Source organism: Streptomyces sp. R818, assembly GCF_056172735.1.
The window spans coordinates 185,563-203,175 of the sequence record NZ_JAOCNE010000004.1 but is presented as its reverse complement, the minus strand read 5'-3'; the positions used below and the strand labels follow the sequence as shown (position 1 = coordinate 203,175).

Genomic DNA, 17,613 nt, shown 5'->3' with positions numbered 1-17,613 from the left:
CGCGAAGAGGTTCGCTCCCGTCGGACGCTGGTCATAACCGTGGAGACACGGGTCCGGCGGACGGGGTGATGAAAGGAATCGGCATGGCACCTCAGGCAGTTCTCGAAGCGGGGCGTCTCTCCGCGATAGCGAAGATCCTGGACCGGGCGGGCGGGCATCTGAGCGCCGCGGTCCACGACGACGCGGAGACGTCGGGGATCCAGTCGCTCCTCGCCCTCTCGCGCAGCGCCTCCTACGACGTGACGTGTGCGGTGCGGCACGCCGTCACCGGCGAGCTCAACCTGGCCCACGCGCACCTGGAGGCGGCGCGCACCGCCCCCGACCAGCACGCGGTGGCCGCCGCGGGTATGCCGACGCCGCTGCCCGCCAAGGTGCGCACCGCGCTCCAACTCCTGCGCGGCATCAAGGGTTTCTTCAGCACGGAGACCGAGGACGCCATCGTCCGCGCCCTGAGCATCGACGCCGGCGCGAGCCGCGTGTAGGGCTCTGAGAAGCCCTCTTCATGACCCGGAGACCTCCCTGTGGTGTGGCGGTGGACAACCACCACGCGGAGGTCTTCGCCATGTCCGGACCGCCTCCCGGTCCGGTCCTCGCTCTCCTCACGGGTCTCTTGACAGGGGCACGGCCGCTTGTATGGTCTAGGCCAAGCAGTAACGGCCGTTCCGCTTACGGGAATTCGCCCGCGCCGACGTGCGCGGCCGCGTTCCCCTGTCCCTTCGCGCCTCTTGGCCCCACCCACGAGAGGCCGACCTGACCGCGCGCCCCCACATCTCGCGCGCCGCCAGGAAGACCTGAGTGAAGGAAGTACACATGAACGCCAGAAGGAAGACCGCTGCGCTCATCGGCGCGGCTCTGGCCCCGGCCCTCGCCCTCAGCCTCCCCGCCTCCTCGGCGAGCGCCCACGGCTACATCAACAGCCCGCCCAGCCGCCAGGCCCAGTGCGCGGCCGGGACGGTGTCCTGCGGTGACATCACCTACGAGCCGCAGAGCGTCGAGGGCCCGAAGGGGCTGACGAGCTGCAGCGGCGGCAACAGCCGGTTCGCCGAGCTCGACGACGACTCCAAGGGCTGGGTCGCCACCCCTGTCCCGAAGAACGCCAGTTTCCAGTGGAAGCTGACCGCGCAGCACGCGACCAGCACCTGGCAGTACTTCGTCGGCGGCCAGAAGATCGCCGAAGTGAACGACAACGGTGCCAAGCCCGGCGCGACCGTCACCCACCAGGTCGACTTCGGCTCGCTGACCGGCAAGCAGAAGGTGCTCGCCGTCTGGAACGTCGCGGACACGACGAACGCGTTCTACGCCTGCATCGACGTGAACGTCGGCGGCTGACCCGCTCCCAGGGGGCCTGACGACAGGCCCCGGACCGGTGGCGCCGCGAGCCACCCCCCACGGCGCGCACCCGCGCGTCCGGCTCGCGGCGCCCCGCAACCCCCCCCACCTCCGCACCTGATGGGAGCGCCCCATGCGCCGCCGCATCCTCGCTCTGCTGACCGCCACCGCCTCGGCCGCCGCCCTCGGCGTCACCCTGGCCGCGCCCGCCTCCGCCGAGAAGGCCGACGCGCAGGCGGACTTCGTGGTCAGCCAGGCCCAGTTCGACCAGATGTTCCCGGGCCGGAACAGCTTCTACACGTACGAGGGCCTGAACGCCGCCCTCGGCGCCTACCCGGAGTTCACCGGCACCGGCAGCGACACGGTGAAGAAGCAGGAGGCCGCCGCCTTCCTCGCCAACGTCGGCCACGAGACCGGCGGCCTCGTGTACGTCGTCGAGCAGAACACCGCCAACTACCCGCACTACTGCGACACCACGCAGTCCTACGGCTGCCCCGCGGGCAACGACAAGTACTACGGGCGCGGGCCGATCCAGCTCAGCTGGAACTTCAACTACAAGTCGGCCGGTGACGCCCTCGGCATCGACCTGCTCAACAACCCCGACCTCGTCCAGAACGACGCGGCCGTCGCCTGGAAGACCGGCCTCTGGTACTGGAACACCCAGACCGGCCCCGGCACCATGACCCCGCACAACGCGATGGTCAACGGCTCCGGGTTCGGCGAGACCATCCGCAGCATCAACGGCAGCATCGAGTGCAACGGCGGCAACCCCGGCCAGGTCCAGAGCCGTATCGACAACTACAAGAAGTTCGCGCAGATCCTCGGCGTCGACCCCGGCGCCAACCTGAGCTGCTGACGGCGGGCCACACGTGTGAGGGCCGCACCGGCCCTCACACACCCCGTTCACACCCTCGCACCGGAAAACGCGTGGGCGATTCGTCCGGGTGTGATGTGATCGACCACTATGAGCGCGCAGCAGGACACCTGTGACATGACCGATCTGGCGGGCCGGGCCGAGCGCAACCTCGCCGAGCACGCCGCCCACCTGCACCGCGGCCTCCAGGGCGCGACGGTCACCACGGCCGACGACCTCGTGGTCGCGGACAGCGGCCTGGACGACGACACCTTCAACATCGTCGCCGCGGCCCGCTTCACCCCCGACACCGCCCCCGCCCGGATCGCGGCGACGACCGCCGCCCTCGCGGCCACCGGCCGCCCCTTCACCTGGTGGGTGGGGCCCGCCTCGACCCCGCCCGACCTGTCGGCCCGCCTCGCCTCCGCGGGTCTGCCGCCCGCCCAGATCGGGACGGCGATGTGGGCCGGGCTGACCGACATACTGCCGCAGCCCTACGTGAGCGGCCTGGACATCCACCCGGTGACGACGCCCGAGCGGCTGCGCGACTACGCCGCTCTCCTCGCTGCGAACTGGGAGCCGCCGGCCGGCACCGTCCGGCGCTTCTTCGACCTCGTCGCGCCGCGGGCCCTGGCCGCCGACTGCCCGGCCCGCCTCCTGGTCGGGTACGCGGACGGCCGCCCGGTCAGCACGGCCGAGGTCTTCCTGCACGCGGACGTCGCCGGGGTCTACAACATCAGCACCCTGGCCGCGCACCGCCGCCGCGGCTACGGCGGCGCCATGACGCTCGCCGCCCTGCACACCGCCCGCAGGAGCGGCCACCCGCTCGCCGTCCTCCAGGCCTCGGCCGAGGGCGAACCGGTCTACCGGCGCCTCGGATTCCGCGCTTTCGGCCACGTGACCGAGCACGCGCTGATGCCCGGAACGACACCTTCCGCCAGTGTCGGACCCAGGCTCTAAACTGGGGCGTCGGTCAGCGCGGAAGGGACGGAGAACCACAGTGGCGGCAGGTGCAGGAGGGTCGGCCGGGGCCGGTCACAGCGATCCCTCCGCCGAGGTCCTCGACCGTGCGGCCGAGGCGTTCGGGCTGCTCGCCGCTCCCACGCGGCTGCACATGATGTGGGCCCTCGCCGAGGGCGAGTGCGATGTCACCGGGCTCGCCGAGCGGGTCGGCGGCGCGCTGCCCGCCGTCAGCCAGCACCTGTCCAAACTCAAGCTCGCCGGCCTCGTCCGGTCCCGCCGCGAGGGCCGCCGCCAGGTGTACTACGTCGACGACCCCGACATCGTGACCGTCGTCCGGCTCATGGTCGGCCAGCTCACCGAGCGCGCGGAGCAGGCCGAGCAGGCCGACGCGACCGTCCGCCGCCTGCGCGGCACCGGGACCTGAAACACCCCGTGTCCCTTCACGACCCCGCCGTCCCCCGCCCGACCGAGGCGCCCGCCCTGGGCCCCGCCCCGGGCGATCTGTCCGCGCTGCAGGTGCTGCGCGCCCTGGACGGCTCCCCGCGCGGCCTCACCGAGGCGGAGGCGGGGGAGCGGCTCGCACGGTATGGACCGAACGCCCTGCCCCGGCACCGTCCGCCGTCCAGGACCGCCCGGCTGTGGCGCAGCCTGCGCGATCCGTTCACCGCCGTCCTGTTCGCCCTGGGCCTCGTCTCCGCCCTGGTCGCCGCGTGGGGCACCGCCTGTGTGATCCTCGCCCTGGTCGCCGTGAGCTGTGTGCTGCGCGCCCAGGGCGAGCACCGCGCCGACCGCTCCATGGACCGTCTGCGCGGGCTCGTCGCCACCACCGCGAGCGTCCAGCGCCGCACCGCGCCCGACGCCGCGCCCCGGGTCCGCGAGATCCCCGTCGACGACCTCGTCCCCGGCGACGTGATCCGCCTCGCCCCCGGCGACCTCGTCCCCGCCGACGTACGGCTGCTCAAGGCGCGCGGCCTGACCGTGCACCAGGCGGCCCTGACCGGCGAGTCCGCGCCCGTGCCCAAGGAGCCGGTGGACCTGCCGGACGCGGGCGACAGCGCGCACCTCCTCTTCCAGGGCAGCAGCATCGCCTCCGGCGCCGCCACCGGCATCGTCGTGGCGACCGGGGACGACACCCGCTTCGCCGCCGTCCGCGCCGCGTGCCGCCGCACCGCGCCGAGCGCCTTCGACCGCTCGGTGCACGGCATCTCCTGGGTGCTGATCCGCTTCATGCTGCTCACCCCGCCGCTGGTCCTCATGGCGAACGCGGCGCTGCGCGGCCGGGGCCTGGAGACCCTCCCCTTCGCGGTCGCCGTGGCCGTCGGGCTCACCCCGGAGATGCTCCCGGTCATCGTCACCACGTGCCTGGCGCGCGGCGCGGCCCTGCTCGCCCGCGCCCACGGCGTCATCGTGCGGCGGTTGCCCGCCCTCCACGACCTCGGCGCCGTCGACGTCCTGTGCGTCGACAAGACCGGCACCCTCACCCAGGACCGCCCGGTCGTCGACCCCGTCCGCACCGACGCCGAGGCCCTGCACTGGGCGGGCGCGTCGGCCTGGTGGACGCTGCAGACGGCCGGGCCCGCCGACCCCGACCCGCTCGACGAGGCGCTCCTGGCGGCCACCGGACCCGAGGACTGGGAGGCGTACGACGGCGTCGACGCCCTCCCCTTCGACCCGGTCCGCCGCCTCGCCACCGCCGTCGTACGGGAACCCGGCGCCCTCGGCAGCCACACCCTCGCCGTGAAGGGCGCGGTCCCCGACGTCCTGGAACGCTGCGTCCTCGACGCCGACGAGCGGGCCGCGCTGCTGCGCCGGGCGGCCGACCGCGCGGGCGACGGCGTCCGCCTCCTGGCCGTCGCCACCGCGCGCCGCCCCGCACGCACGCGCGCGTACCGGCCCGCCGACGAGCGCGGCCTCACCTTCCGCGGCTTCGTCGCCTTCCACGACGCGCCGGCCGACACCGCGCGGGACGCCGTCCGCGCCCTCGCCGCGCGGGGCGTCGAGGTCAAGGTCCTCACCGGCGACGACCCGGCGACCGCCGCCCGCGTCTGCCGCGACCTGGGCATCGACCCGGGCGAACCGGTCCCGGGCGAGCGGATCGAAAGCCTCGGCGAAGGACGACTGGGTGATCTCGCGGCCCGTACGACCGTCTTCGCCCGCTGCACCCCCGAGGACAAGGCCCGCGTCGTCGCGGCCCTCCGCGCGCGCGGGCGCACCACCGGCTACCTCGGCGACGGCGTCAACGACCTGCCCGCCCTGCACGCCGCCGACGTCGGGATCTGCCCGCGCGACGGTGTCGGCGTGGCCCGCGAGAGTGCCGACGTCGTCCTCGCGGGCAAGGACCTCACGGCCATCGAGCACGCCGTCGTCGCCGGGCGGCACAGCAGCGCCAACATCGCCTCGTATCTGCGCATCACGCTCTCCAGCAACCTCGGCAACGTGATCGCGATGCTCGTGGCCGCGCTCCTGCTGCCGTTCCTGCCGATGCTCCCCGCGCAGGTCCTCGTGCAGAACCTGTGCTTCGACGGCGCCCAGCTCGCCCTCGCCCACGACCGCCCGGACCCGGCGGCGCTGCGCCGCCCGACCGTCCTGCGGCCTCGCGCCTTCCTGCGTTTCCTCACCGGTTTCGGCGCGCTCGGCGCCCTCGCGGACCTCGCCACCTTCGCGGTGCTCGCCCTGTCTCTGCCGGGCGCGCTCGACGCGCGCGACGAGTCCGCGTTCCACGGCGGCTGGTTCACCGAGAACCTGCTCACCCAGGCGCTCGTCATGCTCCTGCTGCGCACCGGCCGCCGCGCGGCGGAGGGGAGCGCTCCGGGCCCCGTGCGCTGGGCCGCCACCGGCCTCGCGGTCGTCGGCATCCTGCTCCCGCTGACCCCGGCAGGACCCTTCCTCGGAATGACGGGCCTGCCCGTCCTGTACTACCTGCTGCTCGCGGTGGTCCTCGCGCTGTACGCTGCGGCGCTGCGCCTGCTCACCTCTCGTCCTCCTTCATCGCCCGCGTCTCGCTCTTGAGGATGCGCAGCGACTTGCCCAGGGAGCGTGCGGTGTCCGGGAGCTTCTTCGAGCCGAACACCAGGATGATGACGAGCCCGAGGATGAGCAGGTGCCAGGGCTCGAGTGCGTTGCGGAACATGGGGGGCCTCTCTGTTCGTTCGTCGGGAGAGCGCGGTGCCGGCGTCACGCCGGTACCGCATCCTCGGCATTACTTGCTACATTGCGCAACCGTACAACCCTTCGGGCACAGAGACAGACGCAGAGGATGAGGGCACGTCGATGACGCAGACTCCCGAGGCGCCGGCCGGGCGCTCCCGCCACAGGGGCCGGACGGCGCAGGGCGACGCGCCCCGTCGCGACGGGCGCCGCCGCAGACGGAAACGGAGCAAGCTGCGCGTCGGCCTCGCCATAGGCCTGTCGTTCCTGGTCCTGCTCGGCGCGGGCGCGGGCTGGCTGTACTTCCGCCTCAACGGGAGCATCGACACGTTCTCCGACGACGGCGTCTCCAAGAACCGGCCGGACGCCGCCGCGTCCAAGGGCGAGAACGTCCTCATCATCGGCACGGACGCGCGCACCGGCGGCAACGCCGAACTCGGCGGCGGCGACAAGAACGACATCGGCCGCTCCGACACCGCGTTCGTGCTGCACGTCTACGCCGACCACAAGCACGCGGTGGGCGTCTCCGTCCCGCGCGACAGCCTGGTCACCATCCCGCCGTGCAAGCTGCCCGACGGAACGTGGAGCGAGACGCGGACGAACACGATGTTCAACGCGGCCTTCTCGACGGGCGAGACGGCCGAGGGCAACCCGGCGTGCACCCAGAACACCGTCGAGAAGCTGACGGGCCTGCGCGTCGACCACACGGTCGTCGTCGACTTCAAGGGCTTCTCGCAGTTGACCGAGGTGGTCAACGGCGTGAAGGTCTGCGTGCCGAACGACGTCTACCAGAACGACCTCAACCCCAAGCGCCCCACGCGCGGCAAGCGGATCTTCGAGAAGGGCGAGCAGACGGTCTCCGGGCAGAAGGCCCTGGACTACGTCCGCCTCCGGCACGGCATCGGCGACGGCTCCGACATAGGCCGCATCAAGCGCCAGCAGGCGTTCGTCTCCAGCCTCATCAAGAAGATCAAGGACGACGGGTTCACCCCCACCAAGCTGCTTCCGCTCGCCGACGCCGCCACCGAGTCGATGACGGTCGACCCCGGCCTCGGCTCGGCGGACAAACTGCTCAAGTTCGCCATGGGCCTGAAGAACGTCGACCTGCACAACACCAAGTTCGTCACCGTCCCCTGGCGGTACGAGGGCAGCCGCGTCGCCATCGTGCAGCCGGACGCGGACGCGCTGTGGGCCGCGCTCAGAGACGACCGCACCCTCGACGGCAAGGACGCGGGCGGCAAGAAGGACAAGAAGGACGGGCAGGGCGAGCAGAAAGCTTCCGCCTCGCCCTCCGCGCAGGAGACCCCGGAGATCTCCGGCACGGGCGTCGCCGTCGCCGTCTACAACGGCACCCTGACCAAGGGCCTGGCCTCCACCGCGGCCAGGACGCTGACCGACCACGACTTCACCGTGACCGGCACCGGCAACGCCCGCTCCCAGGACCACGCCACCACCGCCGTCGAGTACGGCGCGGGGCGCGAGGCCGACGCCGCCAAGGTCGCCCGGCTCTTCCCCGGCGCCGAACTGCGCGCGGTAAGTACTGCGGGCGTGGCCGTCGTCCTGGGGTCGGACTACACCGGCGAGAAACCGCCGGCGGCGGCCTCCACGGCGCCCACGACCGTCCCCTCAGGTGTCGCCGACGACGCCCGCTCGGCCGACGAGGACCTCTGCTCCAAGCTGTCCTACGGGTAGCGCCGCCGCTACCAGGGGGACGGCCAGGTGCCCGGGCCGCCCCCGCGCCAGTCGATGAGGGCGGACGACTCCACATCGGCCTCGTCCATGTCGAGCCCGGCCCGCCGCAGCAACTCGGCGACGTCGCGCACGTCGTGGGCGAGGCCGAGGATCTCGCCGTCCACACGGACCCGGCGCCCTCCGGAGGTCGACGGCTGGTAGACGATGATCGGTTTGTCCATGCCCCCACGGTCGGGTGTACGGACGCCTGGTGCATCCCGAGACGCGGCTGGGGGCGCATCCCCCGGTACGGCGACAGCCGCCGCGCGGGGCCGGCTGGGCGCTTCGGGTGACCCGCCGCGCGTGGCGTCACGCGCGGCGGTCATACCTTCACACAATGGGCCGGTGGCCGTCACCGTCCTGCACAACGATCCCGCCGCCGTCCCCGACCCCCGGCACCCGAGCCCGCGCCACGAAGCGCTCGCCACCCTCGCCGCCGTGGCCCTGCCCGCCCTGGTGATGGCCGCGCTGGGCCTCTGGGGGCTCGACCGGGACGCGGTCTGGCGCGACGAGGGCGTCACGCTGGAGATGACGTACCGCTCACTGCCGCAGATCGCCCACCTGGCGTCGCACATCGACGCCGTGCACGGTCTCTACTACGCGCTGATGCACTTCGTCCTCGCCCCCCACCCGGGCGAGATCCTGCTGCGCCTGCCCTCCGTCCTCGGTGCCACCGTGGCCGCCGGCCTGGTCGGCCTGCTCGGCGCGCGCCTCGCCCGCCCCCGCGTCGGCCTGTGGGCGGGGCTGCTCTTCGCGGTCACCCCCTTCGTCGGCCGCTACGCGCAGGAGGGCCGGTCCTACGCCCTGGTCGCCGCCGGGGCGCTCGCCGCGACCCTCGCCCTCGTACGCGCCGTACAGGACGGCAGGCGCCAACGCTGGCTGCTCTACGCCCTGTTGACCGCCGGAACGGCCTGGCTGCACGAGCTGTCGGTGCTCGTCCTCGCGGCCCACGCGTGCACCCTGGGCTGCGCGCGGGCGCCACGGCAGGTGTGGCGGGCCTGGCTCGCGGTGGCGGCGTGCGTCCTGGTGTCGCTGGTGCCGCTGGTCCACCTCTCGCGGACGCAGAGCGCGCAGGTCGGCTGGCTCGGCAAACCCGGCCGGGCGCAGGTGCGCGGTCTCGTCGAGGCGTTCGCCGGTCCCGCCGAAGGAGTCTGCGCGGTGGTCCTCGCGCTCGCGGTGGTCGGGGCGTGCGCGCGGACGCCGCACCCCGGGCGGGTGTCCTTGCGCGCCGTGGCGCTGCCGCTGGCGGTCGTGCCGCCCGCGCTCCTGCTTGGCGTCTCCCGCTACGAGCCGCTCTACTACGACCGCTACGTGCTGTTCTGCCTGGCCGGGGTGCCGCTGCTCGCGGCCGCGGGCGCGGACCGGCTCGTACGCCTGCTGCCCGCCGGGCGGAGCCCCCGCACGTCCGGGGCGCGCGGCCTCGTCGCTGCGGGCGGCGCCGCCCTGGCCGGGGTCGCGTTCGCCGCGCACCTGCCGGTGTACGCGCACGAACGCGGGCCGCACGCGCGCTCCGACGACCTGACCGGCATCGCGCTCCTGGCCGCGCGCGAGCTGCGACCGGGCAGCGCCCTGCTCTTCCTGCCGTCGCCGTACGCCCGCCGCGCCGAGGCCGCCTACCCGGCCGCCTTCCACCACCCGTACGACGTCGCGCTGGCCCGGAGCGGCGCGGACGCGGGCCAGTTGTACGGCGAGGAGACCGACGCGGCGACGCTGGCGCGCCGGCTGCGGTCGGTGGACCGGCTGTGGGTGGTCGTCGATCCCCGCGCCCTGCGCCCCGGCTGGACCCCGTGGGGCGAGACGGAGCGGACGAAGGCCGACATCCTGCGACGCGACTTCGTCCTGCGCGAGGAGCACCCGGCACGCAGCGGCACGCTACGGCTCTACGAGCGCCGGTCCGGGGCCGCCGCCAGGACGCAGCGAATGCCGCTGTAGAGGGTCGGCATGCAGGTGTTGCAGCGGATGCACAGGGACCGGGTCCGCGGGCCCTTCGCCATCCGGTCGATCAGGTCCGGCTCGCGCAGCAGGGCGCGTGCCATCGCCACGAACTCGAACCCCTCGGCCATCGCACGCCGAGGTCGGCCCGCGCCTCGGCCATCGCACGCCGAGGTCGGCCCGCGCCTCGTCGCGTCGCTCGCCGATGTCAGTCCCGAGCCGGCGCACCAGGTTGACCCCGTTCAGCACCTCCATGCCGTGCTCGAAACGGGCTTCACGGCTCTCGCGGCCGGGCGCGCTGCTCATATCCGGTACGTCCGTTTCCGTAGGCGGGTAAGGCGGGATGCCCTGGGCAACCGTAGAGGCATGACAGCGACGCTCGGTGCCTTCGTCCTCGGTACGCCAGACCCGCCCGCGCTGGCCGACTTCTACCGCGCCCTCCTCGGCTGGGAGGAGGTCGTCCGCTCACCGGAGTGGGTCCGGCTGCGCGCCCCGGAGAAGGAGCGGCCCAGCCTCAGCTTCCAGCTGGAGACCGACCACACGCCCCCGGTGTGGCCGCAGGCGCCCGGCACCCAGCAGATGCAGGCGCACCTCGATCTGGAGGTCCAGGACCTGCGCGCGGAGACGGAGCGCGCCTGCGCCCTCGGCGCGACCCTGGAGGAGCATCAGCCGCAGGACGACGTGCGCGTGCTGCGCGACCCGCACGGCCACCCGTTCTGCCTCTTCCTGCCGGGCGCCTGAGCGGTTCTCGAAGGACAGGCTCTCAGGCCTGTTCGGCGCCCTGCCGCGGCTCCGGTCGCAGCTGGTCGGCGCGGTGCGCCTCGTCCTGCGCGAGCAGCGCGAGCAGGGACGCGACGGTCAGGCCCGCCTCGGCCTCGGCGGGGTGGCGCAGGGTCTTGCCCGGCGTGATCCGGTAGGCGTTGCCCCGGCCCTCGCGCGTGTGGGAGAGGAAGCTGCTCGCCTCCAGGTCCGCGATGATCTTCTGCACGGCTCGCTCGGTCAGCCTGCAGTGCGCGGCGATATCGCGGATCCGCGCGTTCTGATCGTCGGCGATAGCGGCCAGCACCCGTGCGTGATTGGTGATGAACGTCCATCCAGCATGCGGTTCCGGCACTCCATCCATGCCCGAATCGTAGGCCCCCCGCTTCGTGTCTTTGAACCCCCGAACTTCGTTTCAGGTATCGCTTGACGTATGTTGCCGCAGGGCGGGAATCTGAGAGCGGACCGCCGGGCCGCCGCAGTGAGGGAGAGGCCATGCCAGAGTCTGCACAGCCCGGGAGCGGGGCGGCAGCCACCTGCGCCGATCCGGCCACCCCGGCCGGGGCTCACCGGCTGACCGGACTCACGCTCTTCAACCACTGGGACGGCGAGCAGATGGTCGTCAGCGTGCGCGGCGATCTCCACCTGCACGAGGACCAGCGGCTGAACGGCGTGCTGCGCCCGCTCCTGCTCGCCTCGGACGGCAGCGTCGGCCTCGACGTGAGCGCCGTGGAGCCCTGCGGCTGCTCGGCCGTCAACGTCTTCCTGAGCGTCGACCCGCTCGCCGAGGACCCGTCCTGCGAGTCGGCCGACGGGCACCACGCGGAGCTGGGCCGGGAGGTCGCGCAGCTGCGCCGGGCGATGCAGAGCCGCGGCACCATCGACATGGCCCGGGGTGTCCTCGTGGCCGCGTTCGGCATCAGCCCGCAGGACGCCTGGGAGGCGCTGGTCGACGTCTCCCAGCGCACCAACATCAAGCTGCACCTGGTCGCGCAGCACCTGGTCGACTCCACCTCGGGCGACCGCGCCCTGCCGAAGGCCGTGCAGAGCCAGCTCTCCGCCGTGATCGCCCGCATCGAGGCCAGGGCCGCCCGGCCGGACGCCCCAGCCACCCCGGCCGATCCGGTCGTCGACAGCGCGGCGTGGGACTGGGACGGCGCGGGCGACCCCACCCCGGCGGCGGTCATCGCGAGCCTGACGGAGGCCTCCGCGCACAACGGGGACGGCGCATAGGGGAACGCGTCAGGGTGGGGGTGCACACCGGCGCCGGTCCCTTCGCCGCCGCCCCCGCTCCACGAGGAAGGCCACGCTCCTGTCCACCTCCACCTCCACCTCCACCTCCGCCTCCGCGCCCGGCCCCCATCACGCGATCGCACATCTGACCGCCACCTACGCCGAACTCGTGGACGACGGCGACTTCCGCGGAGTCGGCCGCCTCCTCGCGGACGCCGACTTCGTCGGCAGCGGCGCGACCTTCAGCGGCGCCGACGCCATCGAGCAGATGTTCCGCGACACCCTCGTCCTGTATCCCGACGGCACCCCGCGCACCCACCACGTCACGACCAACCTCGTCGTCGACGCCGACGACGAGGGCGGCACCGCGACCGCCCGCTCGTACGTCACCGTCTTCCAGGCGGTGGACGGCCTCCCGTTGCAGGCGGTCGCCGCGGGCCGCTACCACGACCGGTTCGCCCGCAGGGACGGCGTCTGGCGGTTCACCGAGCGCCGCGTCCACATCCGCCTCGTCGGGGACATCAGCCGCCATCTGCGCTGATCTTCCGTATGGGAACGCGCGCCGCGCGGTAGGCATGCAGGGTGCAGACCTTTCTCCCGTACCCCGAGTTCACGCGGTCCGCCGCCGTCCTGGACCGCGCCCGCCTGGGCAAACAGCGCGTCGAGGCGCTCCAGGTGCTGCGCGGTCTCACCGTGCCCGGCTACGGGTGGCGCAACCACCCGGCCGTACGCATGTGGGTCGGGTACGAGGAGGCCCTGGTCCGCTACGGCCTCGACGTCTGCGCGACCTGGGTCGCCGAGGGGCGGGCCGACACCTGCGCCACCACCATGATCACCGACTTCACCCGGCACCACCCGGGCGTCCCCGTCCGCGAACAGGAGCAGCTCGCCGCCGACGGCGAGCTGCCGCCGTGGCTGGGGGAGCCCGCCTTCCACCGCAGCCACCAGTCCGCGCTGCTGCGCAAGGCGCCGGAGATCTACGCCACGGTCTTCCCGGACGTCCCCGACGACATGCCCTACTTCTGGCCGGCCTCCGACCGCGACCCCGCGGCGTCCTGACGCTCCCACTTTTCACGTCCGAGTTACCGGAAAGCGCTTACCCGAACGCGGTCGATGCGGTGGGATCGGATCATGCACAGACCCGTCCCCGACCACCTCGACCACCAGTACCGCGGCGAGCATCCGCTGCGCACCCTCGGCCTCCTCTTCCGCCCCGACCGCGGCAGGCTGCTCCTCGCCACGCTCCTCTTCGTCGTCAAGCACAGCCCGATCTGGCTGCTGCCCGTCATCACCGCCACCGTCCTCGACGTGGTCGTGCGCCACGGCTCGCAGACGGAGCTGTGGGGGGCCACGGGCCTGCTGCTGTTCATCCTCGTGATCAACTACCCGCTGCACCAGTGGTACGTACGCCTGCTCGGCGGCAGCATCCGCCGCATGGGCACGACCCTGCGCTCGGCGCTCTGCCGCCGTATGCAGCAGCTCTCCATCGGCTACCACGCCCGCACCAGCTCCAGCGTCCTGCAGGCCAAGGTCGTCCGGGACGTGGAGACGGTGGAGCAGATGGTGCAGCAGAGCGCCGACATGGGGCTGGGTGCCGTGACCACCCTCATCGGCGGGCTCGTCCTCATCGGCTTCCGGACGCCCGAGTTCCTGCCGGTGTTCCTGGTCGTCGTGCCCGCCGCGGGCTTCCTGGTGATGCGGCTCCGCGGCCGTCTGCGCAGCCACAACGAGGACTTCCGCCGCGAGGTCGAGCACCTCTCCTCCCGCGTCGGCGAGATGACGACCCTCATCCCGATCACCCGCGCCCACGGCCTGGAACGCACCGCGCTCGGCCGCGTCGACGGCTCCCTGCGCCAGGTCTTCGCCGCCGGGCTGCGCCTGGACACCATGAACGGCCGCTTCAACTCGGCGGCCTGGGTGCTCCTCAACATCCTCGGCGTCTGCTGCCTGACCGGCTCGGCGCTGGTCGCCTACCACGGCTGGCTGGGCGTCTCCCCGGGCGACGTCGTCATGCTCAGCTCCTTCTTCACCCTCCTGACCGGCTCCGTGACGACGCTGCTCGGCCTCGCCCCGCAGATCAGCAAGGGGCTCGAATCGGTGCGCTCGGCCGGTGAGGTGCTGCAGGCGCCCGACCTGGAGTCCAACGCGGGCAAGGCCGTGGTGGAGCGGGTGACCGGCCGGATCGACTTCGACGCCGCCGGGTTCTCCTACCCGGAGGCGGACGGCGAGCCGGGCGGCGTCGCCGTCGACGGCTTCACCCTCTCCGCCCGGCCCGGCGAGACCGTCGCCCTCGTCGGCGCGTCCGGCGCGGGCAAGTCGACCGTGCTGAACCTGCTCATCGGCTTCATCCGGCCCACCACCGGGCGGATCCTGCTCGACGGCGTCGACATGGCCACCCTCGACCTGCGCAGCTACCGGCGGTTTCTGTCGGTGGTGCCGCAGGAGTCGATCCTCTTCGAGGGCAGCATCCGCGACAACGTGACGTACGGGCTCGGCGACACCGACGAGGAGACCCTGCTGCGGGCGCTGCGCGACGCCAACGCCCTGGAGTTCGTCCGGCGCCTGCCGGAAGGTCTCGACACGGTGGTGGGGGAGCGCGGCGCACGGCTCTCCGGCGGGCAGCGGCAGCGGCTCGCCATCGCCCGCGCGCTGATCCGCGACCCCCGCGTCCTGGTCCTCGACGAGGCGACGTCAGCGCTCGACAACCGCTCCGAGGCGCTGGTCCAGGAGGCCCTGGCGCGTCTGGTGCACGGCCGGACCGTCTTCGTGGTCGCCCACCGGCTCTCCACGATCCAGGGCGCCGACCGCATCGTGGTGATGGCGGACGGCCGGATCGCCGAGATCGGCACGCACGCCGACCTCCTCGCTCGCGGCGGTGTGTACGCGGGGCTGCAGCCCGCCGCGGCGGGGTGACGCGGCGGAGGGCGCCGTCCGGACACCACCGGTGACGGCGGTGAGTTCCGCGGCCCGGACGGGGCGGGGGCGCAGCAGGGCGTGCGCCGCCCGCCGCGCTTCCGCCACGCTGTGCGTCCCGGTGAGGACGCACAGCGTGTAGGCGCTGTCCTCGCGTGCGCGGGCCGTCTCCGGCGTGGACCGGCGCTCGTCCCGGCCGGTGGTCTCGTCGTGGCGGACCAGCGCCCGGCGCAGCTCGGAAGCGGTGGGAAGCAGCATGGCCATGTCTTTTTCTCCCTGTTTCAGCACCCTTGTCGCTCAGTGTTCTGCCCGCCTGAATGGGCACATACCGGGACTTTCGTCCTGTCGGTTCAGCGGGCCGCCGGGCGCCACTCGAACATGACGATGGTCGCGTCGTCGCGCAGCCGGTTGCCCTGGACGTCGACGACGGAGTGGATGAGGCGGCGCAGCGTCTCCGCCGCCAGCTCGCCCGCGGCGGTGGCCCGGATGATGTAGTCGGCGAACCGGTCGAGACCCAGCTCCTCGCCGTTGCGCGTACGGGCCTCCGTGACGCCGTCGGTGTACATCAGGACCCGGTCGCCCGGTTCCAGGTCCATCTCGTGCACCCGGCGCGGTGTCGAGGAGAGGGCGGCCGGAAGGCCGAGGGGCGGGTCCGCGTCGCGCTCCATCGCGGCGGGCAGCAGCCGCTCGTCGCGGATGAGGAGCGGCGCGGGATGCCCGCAGTTGATCCAGCGCAGGCCGCCCGTCGCGAGGTCGAGCTGGGCGAGGATCGCCGTGCAGAACTGGTCGGGCAGCCACTCGGACAGCGCCGCGTCCACGGACTCCACGAGGTCGGGCAGGTCGGCACCGGTGCGCCGGGCGTTGCGGCAGGCCGCCAGGGAGACCACCGTGGTGAGCCCGGAGGCCAGGTCGTGCCCCATGGCGTCCATGATCCCGGCGTGCAGCGTCGTCTCCGTCAGCGCGTGGTCGAAGGCGTCGCCCCCGACCTCGTAGGCCGGTTCCATGACGGCGGTGGAGACGGCGTGCGTCGTGCCGATCGTGCGGGGCGGGAGGTAGGCGCGCAGCATCTCGGCGGGCAGTTGCATCGGCTTCGTACGGGCCCGTCGGACGTAGGTGTCCTTGAACGCCCGCTTCGAGGTGATCATCATGGCGCACAGGTGGGCGAGGGTCCGCCCGCGCCGCAGGACGAGCGGGTCGAGGGCGGGGGAGCGCACGGCGAGGACGCCGATCCGCTCGGCGCCGTCCACGAGCGGCAGCCAGGCCGTCATCCCGCCGAGTTCGGACTCCTCCACGCGCAGGGACTCCGTGCGGTACGTCCAGCCGGCCAGTGAATCGTCGATGGGGAGGGTCGGCGCCACCTCGTTCAGCGGGGCCAGCTGGCGCTGCTGCAGATCGGCGAGGTAGAGCACGGCGCCCTGCAGACCGAGCGCCTTGGAGCAGCGGGCGACCGTGGTGGTCAGGTCGAGGGGCAGGTTGCGGGGGTCGGCCAGGAACTCGCCGAGGACGCTGTCCCCCGTGCCCGTGGCCTCGGGTGCCGTCACCTCATCACTCCTTGCTCGGACTGCCCGTCGCACCGCCCGGACGACTCCCCGGGCAGTCTCGCACCGCCGCACGCGGCCCGCCTCCTGTGACGATCCGGCCGGGCGGCGTTCGCATCTGTCGGCGTTCGCCAGGTGTGGGGGACCGGCCCGCGGGACACCCGATGTCCCGAGATGGGCGTACGCGCAGGTCGGCCCCGGCGAGCAGGGCGGCCGCGCGCATCCCGGACCGGACAGCCGCACATGGAAGGAACAGCACCGATGGGCGCCACCCCGCAGGACCCCACGACGAAGCACCCGCAGCCGGACTTCCCCCAGCAGGACCAGGAACACCCCGGCACCGGCGGGGACATGGACCCGAAGCCCGACCACGGCGAGGACTCCTACCGGGGCAGCGGCCTGCTGCGCGACCGGGCCGCGGTCGTCACCGGCGGCGACTCCGGGATCGGCCGCGCCGTCGTGCTCGCCTACGCCCGCGAGGGCGCCGACGTCGTCTTCACCCACCTGCCCGAGGAGGCGGAGGACGCCAAGGAGACGGCCCGCCTCGTCGAGGAGGCCGGGCGCAAGGCCGTCCCCGTGGAGTGCGACATCCGCGAGGAGGAGCAGTGCCGGCGGCTCATCGAGCGGGCCGTGGGCGAGTTCGGCCGGATCGACGTCCTGGTCAACAACGCGGCGTACCAGATGGCGCAGCCGGGCGGCATCGAGGACATCACGACCGAGCAGTTCGACCGGGTCCTGCGCACCAACCTGTACGGCATGTTCTGGCTGTCCAAGATGGCCGTGGCGCACATCCCCGAGGGCGGCTCCATCATCAACACCACCTCGGTGCAGGCCTACAAGCCCAGCCCCCACCTGCTCGACTACGCGACGACCAAGGGCGCCATCGTCACCTTCACGCAGGGCCTCGCGCAGATGCTGGCCGAGAAGGGCATCCGGGTCAACGCGGTCGCGCCCGGGCCGGTGTGGACCCCGCTCATCCCCGCGACGCTCCCGGACACCGAGGAGTTCGGCAAGCAGGCGCCGCTCGGCCGCCCGGCACAGCCCGCGGAGATGGCGCCCGCGTACGTCTTCCTCGCCTCGGAGCACGCGAGCTACATCACCGCCGAGATCATGAACGCGACCGGGGGCACGCCGCTCCCGTAGTCCTCCGCAACCAGCGGGAAGGAGACGGTCACGTGAGTTCCGACGCCGAACTGCGGATCGGCCGCCGCACGA

At 73.0% G+C, this 17,613-nt stretch carries 19 protein-coding genes and 1 pseudogene; 14 read left to right on the top strand and 6 right to left on the bottom strand.

The features are described 5' to 3' along the window. The first annotated feature begins 83 nt into the window (after positions 1 to 83). The 6 genes from N5I75_RS13910 to mgtA all read left to right on the top strand — a co-directional run bounded on the left by N5I75_RS13910 (position 84) and on the right by mgtA (position 6,154). Positions 84 to 482, top strand: coding sequence for a hypothetical protein (locus tag N5I75_RS13910; protein WP_476677366.1), 399 nt, complete (start codon positions 84 to 86; stop codon positions 480 to 482). 328 nt (positions 483 to 810) lie between these two features. Next, positions 811 to 1,329 (top strand): lytic polysaccharide monooxygenase auxiliary activity family 9 protein, encoded by a 519-nt coding sequence (locus tag N5I75_RS13905; protein WP_476677364.1) that lies wholly within the window; start codon positions 811 to 813, stop codon positions 1,327 to 1,329. Between the two features lie 133 nt (positions 1,330 to 1,462). After that, positions 1,463 to 2,185 carry a chitinase gene (locus N5I75_RS13900; RefSeq protein WP_476677362.1) on the top strand — a complete coding sequence of 241 codons (723 nt, stop codon included), beginning with the start codon at positions 1,463 to 1,465 and terminating at the stop codon, positions 2,183 to 2,185. A 108-nt stretch (positions 2,186 to 2,293) separates the two neighbouring features. Next, a complete protein-coding gene (locus N5I75_RS13895; RefSeq protein WP_476677360.1) occupies positions 2,294 to 3,142 on the top strand; it encodes a GNAT family N-acetyltransferase in 849 nt (282 codons plus the stop codon). A gap of 40 nt (positions 3,143 to 3,182) precedes the next feature. Continuing rightward, positions 3,183 to 3,569 carry an ArsR/SmtB family transcription factor gene (locus N5I75_RS13890; protein WP_476677358.1) on the top strand — a complete coding sequence of 129 codons (387 nt, stop codon included), beginning with the start codon at positions 3,183 to 3,185 and terminating at the stop codon, positions 3,567 to 3,569. Between the two features lie 8 nt (positions 3,570 to 3,577). After that, positions 3,578 to 6,154 carry a magnesium-translocating P-type ATPase gene (gene mgtA, locus N5I75_RS13885; protein ID WP_476677357.1) on the top strand — a complete coding sequence of 859 codons (2,577 nt, stop codon included), beginning with the start codon at positions 3,578 to 3,580 and terminating at the stop codon, positions 6,152 to 6,154. Here mgtA and tatA read toward each other — a convergent pair. Then, entirely contained in the window at positions 6,114 to 6,275 is a 162-nt protein-coding gene (tatA, locus tag N5I75_RS13880; RefSeq protein ID WP_476677355.1) for a Sec-independent protein translocase subunit TatA, read from the bottom strand. The two genes, mgtA and tatA, sit on opposite strands and share 41 nt — an antisense overlap. A gap of 140 nt (positions 6,276 to 6,415) precedes the next feature. Between tatA and N5I75_RS13875 the strand changes: the two genes are divergently transcribed. Continuing rightward, a complete protein-coding gene (locus N5I75_RS13875; RefSeq protein ID WP_476677353.1) occupies positions 6,416 to 7,984 on the top strand; it encodes an LCP family protein in 1,569 nt (522 codons plus the stop codon). A gap of 8 nt (positions 7,985 to 7,992) precedes the next feature. Here N5I75_RS13875 and N5I75_RS13870 read toward each other — a convergent pair whose 3' ends face one another. Then, positions 7,993 to 8,205, bottom strand: coding sequence for a hypothetical protein (locus N5I75_RS13870; RefSeq protein ID WP_476677351.1), 213 nt, complete (start codon positions 8,203 to 8,205; stop codon positions 7,993 to 7,995). Between the two features lie 163 nt (positions 8,206 to 8,368). Here N5I75_RS13870 and N5I75_RS13865 point away from each other — a divergent pair, with 163 nt between their 5' ends. After that, on the top strand, positions 8,369 to 9,955 hold the full coding sequence (locus N5I75_RS13865) for a glycosyltransferase family 39 protein (protein WP_476677350.1): 1,587 nt from the start codon (positions 8,369 to 8,371) through the stop codon (positions 9,953 to 9,955). Here N5I75_RS13865 and N5I75_RS13860 read toward each other — a convergent pair. Beyond that, positions 9,904 to 10,086 (bottom strand): hypothetical protein, encoded by a 183-nt coding sequence (locus N5I75_RS13860; protein ID WP_476677348.1) that lies wholly within the window; start codon positions 10,084 to 10,086, stop codon positions 9,904 to 9,906. The genes N5I75_RS13865 and N5I75_RS13860 overlap by 52 nt on opposite strands. Before the next feature lie 235 nt (positions 10,087 to 10,321). On the opposite strand from N5I75_RS13860, the gene N5I75_RS13855 reads away from it, so the two are divergent. Beyond that, complete coding sequence (locus tag N5I75_RS13855) at positions 10,322 to 10,696, top strand: VOC family protein (protein ID WP_476677346.1); 375 nt, start codon at positions 10,322 to 10,324, stop codon at positions 10,694 to 10,696. Positions 10,697 to 10,718: 22 nt separating this feature from the next. Here N5I75_RS13855 and N5I75_RS13850 read toward each other — a convergent pair whose 3' ends face one another. After that, complete coding sequence (locus N5I75_RS13850; protein WP_476677344.1) at positions 10,719 to 11,078, bottom strand: ArsR family transcriptional regulator; 360 nt, start codon at positions 11,076 to 11,078, stop codon at positions 10,719 to 10,721. 131 nt (positions 11,079 to 11,209) lie between these two features. Between N5I75_RS13850 and N5I75_RS13845 the strand changes: the two genes are divergently transcribed. The 4 genes from N5I75_RS13845 (at position 11,210) to N5I75_RS13830 (ending at position 14,860) form a co-directional block, all read left to right on the top strand. Beyond that, the gene (locus tag N5I75_RS13845) at positions 11,210 to 11,947 is read left to right on the top strand and encodes an ANTAR domain-containing protein (protein WP_476677342.1); all 738 of its coding nucleotides are present in this window, start codon (positions 11,210 to 11,212) and stop codon (positions 11,945 to 11,947) included. 79 nt (positions 11,948 to 12,026) lie between these two features. Beyond that, on the top strand, positions 12,027 to 12,488 hold the full coding sequence (locus N5I75_RS13840; protein ID WP_476677891.1) for a nuclear transport factor 2 family protein: 462 nt from the start codon (positions 12,027 to 12,029) through the stop codon (positions 12,486 to 12,488). 41 nt (positions 12,489 to 12,529) lie between these two features. Continuing rightward, on the top strand, positions 12,530 to 13,006 hold the full coding sequence (locus tag N5I75_RS13835; protein ID WP_476677340.1) for an MSMEG_6728 family protein: 477 nt from the start codon (positions 12,530 to 12,532) through the stop codon (positions 13,004 to 13,006). Between the two features lie 72 nt (positions 13,007 to 13,078). Then, on the top strand, positions 13,079 to 14,860 hold the full coding sequence (locus tag N5I75_RS13830) for an ABC transporter ATP-binding protein (protein ID WP_476677338.1): 1,782 nt from the start codon (positions 13,079 to 13,081) through the stop codon (positions 14,858 to 14,860). Positions 14,861 to 14,941: 81 nt separating this feature from the next. On the opposite strand, the pseudogene N5I75_RS13825 reads toward N5I75_RS13830, so the two are convergent. Then, positions 14,942 to 15,118: pseudogene (locus N5I75_RS13825) on the bottom strand (DUF5133 domain-containing protein); the annotation flags it as partial. A 92-nt stretch (positions 15,119 to 15,210) separates the two neighbouring features. Next, entirely contained in the window at positions 15,211 to 16,401 is a 1,191-nt protein-coding gene (locus tag N5I75_RS13820) for a PP2C family protein-serine/threonine phosphatase (RefSeq protein ID WP_476677336.1), read from the bottom strand. A gap of 258 nt (positions 16,402 to 16,659) precedes the next feature. On the opposite strand from N5I75_RS13820, the gene N5I75_RS13815 reads away from it, so the two are divergent. Next, positions 16,660 to 17,541, top strand: coding sequence for an SDR family oxidoreductase (locus tag N5I75_RS13815; RefSeq protein WP_476677334.1), 882 nt, complete (start codon positions 16,660 to 16,662; stop codon positions 17,539 to 17,541). The last annotated feature ends 72 nt before the right edge of the window (positions 17,542 to 17,613 follow it).

Bases quoted from the DNA above. Each gene is read 5' to 3' on its own strand.
- N5I75_RS13910 (WP_476677366.1), top strand. From the start codon at position 84: ATGGCACCTCAGGCAGTTCTCGAAGCGGGGCGTCTCTCCGCGATAGCG.
- N5I75_RS13905 (WP_476677364.1), top strand. From the start codon at position 811: ATGAACGCCAGAAGGAAGACCGCTGCGCTCATCGGCGCGGCTCTGGCC.
- N5I75_RS13900 (WP_476677362.1), top strand. From the start codon at position 1,463: ATGCGCCGCCGCATCCTCGCTCTGCTGACCGCCACCGCCTCGGCCGCC.
- N5I75_RS13895 (WP_476677360.1), top strand. From the start codon at position 2,294: ATGAGCGCGCAGCAGGACACCTGTGACATGACCGATCTGGCGGGCCGG.
- tatA (WP_476677355.1), bottom strand. From the start codon at position 6,275: ATGTTCCGCAACGCACTCGAGCCCTGGCACCTGCTCATCCTCGGGCTC.
- N5I75_RS13875 (WP_476677353.1), top strand. From the start codon at position 6,416: ATGACGCAGACTCCCGAGGCGCCGGCCGGGCGCTCCCGCCACAGGGGC.
- N5I75_RS13870 (WP_476677351.1), bottom strand. From the start codon at position 8,205: ATGGACAAACCGATCATCGTCTACCAGCCGTCGACCTCCGGAGGGCGC.
- N5I75_RS13860 (WP_476677348.1), bottom strand. From the start codon at position 10,086: ATGGCCGAGGGGTTCGAGTTCGTGGCGATGGCACGCGCCCTGCTGCGC.
- N5I75_RS13855 (WP_476677346.1), top strand. From the start codon at position 10,322: ATGACAGCGACGCTCGGTGCCTTCGTCCTCGGTACGCCAGACCCGCCC.
- N5I75_RS13850 (WP_476677344.1), bottom strand. From the start codon at position 11,078: ATGGATGGAGTGCCGGAACCGCATGCTGGATGGACGTTCATCACCAAT.
- N5I75_RS13845 (WP_476677342.1), top strand. From the start codon at position 11,210: ATGCCAGAGTCTGCACAGCCCGGGAGCGGGGCGGCAGCCACCTGCGCC.
- N5I75_RS13830 (WP_476677338.1), top strand. From the start codon at position 13,079: ATGCACAGACCCGTCCCCGACCACCTCGACCACCAGTACCGCGGCGAG.
- N5I75_RS13815 (WP_476677334.1), top strand. From the start codon at position 16,660: ATGGGCGCCACCCCGCAGGACCCCACGACGAAGCACCCGCAGCCGGAC.